4 protein-coding genes and 1 pseudogene are annotated in these 4,521 nt (G+C 63.3%); all 5 read left to right on the top strand.

Annotation, left to right across the window (positions count from 1 at the left end; translation table 11 throughout):
• Positions 1 to 1,211: sugar ABC transporter substrate-binding protein (locus J0I64_RS01080; protein ID WP_291405566.1), on the top strand; the 1,211-nt coding region annotated here is incomplete at its 5' end.
• A 171-nt stretch (positions 1,212 to 1,382) separates the two neighbouring features.
• The gene (locus J0I64_RS01085) at positions 1,383 to 2,300 is read left to right on the top strand and encodes a carbohydrate ABC transporter permease (RefSeq protein WP_291405568.1); all 918 of its coding nucleotides are present in this window, start codon (positions 1,383 to 1,385) and stop codon (positions 2,298 to 2,300) included.
• On the top strand, positions 2,290 to 3,132 hold the full coding sequence (locus J0I64_RS01090) for a carbohydrate ABC transporter permease (protein WP_291405570.1): 843 nt from the start codon (positions 2,290 to 2,292) through the stop codon (positions 3,130 to 3,132). Before J0I64_RS01085 ends, J0I64_RS01090 begins: the two co-directional genes overlap by 11 nt.
• A 4-nt stretch (positions 3,133 to 3,136) precedes the next feature.
• Positions 3,137 to 4,180, top strand: a complete 1,044-nt coding sequence (ugpC, locus tag J0I64_RS01095; RefSeq protein ID WP_291405572.1) for a sn-glycerol-3-phosphate ABC transporter ATP-binding protein UgpC — start codon at positions 3,137 to 3,139, stop codon at positions 4,178 to 4,180.
• Positions 4,180 to 4,521 (top strand): annotated as a pseudogene (locus J0I64_RS01100) (hypothetical protein); the annotation flags it as partial. The gene ugpC and the pseudogene J0I64_RS01100, both read left to right, overlap by 1 nt.

Raw genomic sequence — 4,521 nt, forward strand, 5'->3', positions numbered from 1 at the left:
CCGCTGCCGGCACGTCCTGGGCCCAGGACGCGGTCAATCTGCGCATGACCATCTGGAGCGCCAACGAAGCGCATCTGGCCATGTTCAACTCGATCGCCGAAGGTTTCAAAACCACCCACCCCAACGTCTCGGTGACCTTCGAACCGCTGCCCTTCGACAGCTACACCACGACCCTGACCACCCAGATCGCCGGCGGCAACCCGCCTGATCTGGCCTGGATTCTCGAGACCACCGCCGCCGACTTCGTCAATTCCGGCGCCCTCGCCCCGCTGACCGACGCCTTTGCCGCCACCGAAGGCTATGACCTCGCCGACGTTTCGGAAAAGGCCACCGCCCTCTGGACCAAGGACGGCCAGCTCTACGCCTACCCCTTCTCCACCTCGCCCTTCGCCATTTTCGCGAACAACGACGTGCTGAAAGCCGCTGGCGCCAAGACTCCGGCCGAGCTGATCGCCGCCGGCGAATGGAACTGGGACAACGCCTTCGCTTCCGCCGCCACGGTTGGTCAGTCCGGCAAGACCGGCCTCGTCGTCCGCGATTTCAAGTTCCAGACCTGGCAGAACCTCGCCTCCATCTGGAATGGCTGGGGCGCCGCGCCCTGGAGCGCCGATGGCAAGACCTGCACCTTCACCGAACCGGCAATGGTCGATGCGCTGACCGCCATTCACAAGGCCGTCTTCACCGACAAGGCCATGCCCGGTCCTGGCGAAGACATCGACTTCTTCGCTGGCGAAACCGGCATGACCATCACCCAGATCAGCCGCGCGTCGCTGCTGCCCAAGGAAAACCCGTTCGATTGGGACCTCGTGCCACTCCCGGCCGGCCCTGCCGGTGAATATTCCGTCGTCGGCCAGGCCGGCGTCGGCGCCTTCGCCAAGGGCGCCAACAAGGACGTCGCCGTCGAATTCCTCGGCTACATGACCAATGCCGAAAATTCGAAGAAACTGGCCCAGTTCTTCCCACCGGCCCGCGCGAGCCTGCTCAATGCCGAAACCCTCGCCTCGACCAATCCGCTGCTCTCCGCCGAGCAGATCGAAAACGTCGTGGTCGCGGGCATCACCAACGGCACCGTTCTGCCGGGCCACACCAACTTCGCCCAGATCCAGCAGACCATCCGCGCCGGTCTCGACGCTCTCTGGGTGCCGGACGCCGACGTCGCCGCCGTACTCGGAAACGTGTGTTCCAGCGTCAGCCCGCTGCTGGCACGCTGATCTCTAGCTGACCTTGGGATGGGGCGGCCTCCGCCCCATCCTCAACCACCGCGTTATCCTCTTTGCACCGCGTCATTCCCGCGAAAGCGGGAATCTCCGGCCACCGAGGTAGAGATTCCCGCTTTCGCGGGAATGACGCAGTGGCAACTCGCCGTCGACGCAGGAACCTCCATGTCTCAGCCCCTACAAGCGCCGCAAAAGCCGCCCTTCTGGACCATCGCCCGGCGCGACGCGGCGGCAGGCTATATCTTCATCGCGCCCCAGCTCATCGGCATCATCACCTTCGTGCTCGTGCCGCTCGGCCTCGTCTTCTGGTACTCGCTCCACGAATGGAACGTGCTGGCCGCGAGCTTCAATTTCGTCGGCGCCGCCAATTATCAGATGCTGCTGGCCGACCCGAACCTGCCTTCGGTGCTCCTCGCCTCCGCCATTTTCTCGGCCGGCCTCGTCATCCTCAACATGACGCTGGCTTTGCTTCTTGCGGTCCTCCTCGACCAGAAGCTCAAAGGCATCGTCGTCTTCCGCACCCTGTTCTTCTCGCCTGTTGTCGTTTCCCTCGTCGCCTGGACCATCGTCTGGAGCTTCCTCCTCCAGAACAATGGCGGCATCAACGGCCTCCTTTCCACGCTCGGCATCGAGGGCCCAAACTGGCTCCGTACCCCCACCACGGCCATGATCTCCGTCGTCGTCGTGCAGGTCTTCAAGAATGTCGGCCTCAACATGATCCTGTTCCTTGCCGCCCTTCAGGGCGTGCCCAAGGAACTCTACGAGGCAGCGCGGGTCGATGGCGCAGGAGCGTTCAAGCAGTTCCGCCGCATCACCCTGCCGCTGATCTCGCCCACGATCCTGCTCACCTCGATCATTACCATCGTCGGCTCTTTGCAGGTCTTTGCCCAGATCGCTGTTCTCACCCAGGGCGGCCCCGGCATGACCACCACCGTGCTGGTCTATTACCTCTACCAGCAGGCCTTCCAGTTCCACTTCTTCGGCTATGGTTCGACCCTGTCGATCCTGCTCTTCGTCATCGTCGCGGTCCTGACCTTCGTTCAGTGGCAGCTCCGCAAGCGGATCGTCTTCTATGAAAACTGATCTCAGCCCCCGCATGAAGACTGCTCTCTACGGGCTGATGTGCGTCCTGCTCATCCCCTTCGTCTTCCCCACCTGGTGGATGATCACCTCGTCGGTCAAACCGATCAGCGACATCTTCGCCTTCCCGCCCGACCTCTGGCCGCGCCGCTTCGATTTCTCGACCTATGCCCAGGTTTTCGAGCTGCAGCCCTTCGCCCGGCAGTATTGGAACTCGGCCTATATCGCCGCGCTCGTCACCGCCGGCACCATGGTCATCTCCTCCATGGCCGGCTACGCCTTCGCGCGGATCAAATTCCCCTTCAGCAATGCCATCTTCATGGTCGTACTCCTGGGCCTTCTTATTCCCTCCGAAGTCACCATCGTGCCGCTGTTCCAGATCTTCCTCGGCTGGGGCATGATCAACACCCATTGGCCGCTGATCCTCGTGCCCATCTTCGGCGCGCCCTCGGTATTTGCCACCTTCGTCATGCGCCAGTTCTTCATCGCGCTCCCCAACGAGCTTGAGGAAGCCGCCCGCGTCGATGGTCTCGGCCGGTTCAAGATCTTCTGGACCATCGCCCTGCCCCTCGCCAAACCGGCACTCGGCGCGGTGGCCATCTTCACCTTCCTCCACTCGTGGAATCTCTATCTCGAACCCATCGTATTCCTCTCTTCGACCCAGATGTTCACCCTGCCCCAGGCGCTGACCCACTTCACCGACGCCTATGGCGGGGCCATGTGGAACATCCAGCTCGCCGCTGCCACCATGACCGCCGTTCCCGTTTTGCTGGTCTTCATCGTGGCGCAGAAGCAGTTCGTCGAAGGGCTCGCCCATACCGGGCTGAAAGGCTGACCCCATGGCTCCCGTTACCCTCAAATCCGTCACCAAAAGCTATGGCGCCACATCCGTGCTGCATGGCATCGACATCGACATCACCGATGGTGAATTCGTTGTCCTCGTCGGCCCCTCCGGCTGCGGCAAGTCCACCCTGCTGCGCATGATCGCCGGCCTCGAAACCATCACCGGCGGCGCCATCGAGATCGGCGGCCGCGTAGTCAATGACCTCGAGCCCAAAGACCGCGACATCGCCATGGTCTTCCAGAACTATGCGCTCTATCCGCACATGACCGTCGCGACCAATATGGGCTTCTCGCTCGAACACCGCGGCGGCTCGAAAGCCGAAATCGCCGAGCGCGTCCAATGGGCTGCCGGCATACTCGGCCTCACCCATCTCCTCGACCGCTATCCCCGCCAGCTCTCTGGCGGCCAGCGCCAGCGCGTCGCCATGGGCCGCGCCATCGTGCGCAATCCGCAGGTCTTCCTCTTCGACGAACCGCTCTCCAACCTCGACGCCAAACTCCGCGTCGTCATGCGCGGCGAGATCAAGGGCCTCCACCAGCGCCTCGGCGTCACCACCGTCTACGTCACTCATGACCAGGTCGAAGCCATGACCATGGCCGACCGCATCGTCGTCATGAATGGGGGGCGGGTAGAACAGGTCGGCGCCCCTCTCGACCTCTACGATCGCCCCGCCAATCTCTTCGTCGCCGGCTTCATCGGCTCGCCCTCGATGAACTTCATCGAAGGCGAATTGACCCCCGCAGGCTTCAAGGCCGGCAACATCACCCTGCCCCTCCCGCCCAACGCGCCGACCTCGGGCAAGGCAACCTACGGCGTCCGGCCCGAACACCTCATGCTGGCCGACGATGGCGTCGAAGCCGCCGTCCGGCTCGTCGAGCCCATGGGTTCGGAAACTCAGGTAGCCCTCTCCCTCGGCGAGCAATCCATCAGCGCCGTCTTCCGCGAACGTATCAAGGCCCAGCCCGGAACCACCATCCGCATCCGCCCCGACGCCAACGCCATCCACCTCTTCGACGCCACCGGCACCCGGATCGACTAATGTATCGCCCGACTAAGCTCTACACCGCCCTGACCACCGGCGAATTTCCCGTCATCGTGTCCCTCGCGCGCCACGATCTTGACCTCGCCAAAGCAGCCCTAGACGGCGGCGCCTTCGCGCTGAAGACGCACCTCAACGCCTATCACCGCGCCACCGGCACCACCTTCGGCACGTTCGAGCAAGAACGCCCCTTCTTCGAAGAACTGGCAAAACTCGGCTGCCCGCTCCTCGTAATGGCCGGCCAGGAGACCGTGCCCACCGCACCTGAAATGGACGCCCTCGCCGATCTCGGGTTCGAAGGCTTCAACGTCTATATCGACCACATGCAGCCCCACCTGCTG

It is taken from the genome of Devosia sp. (assembly GCF_017307565.1).
Taxonomy (GTDB): Bacteria; Pseudomonadota; Alphaproteobacteria; order Rhizobiales; family Devosiaceae; genus Devosia.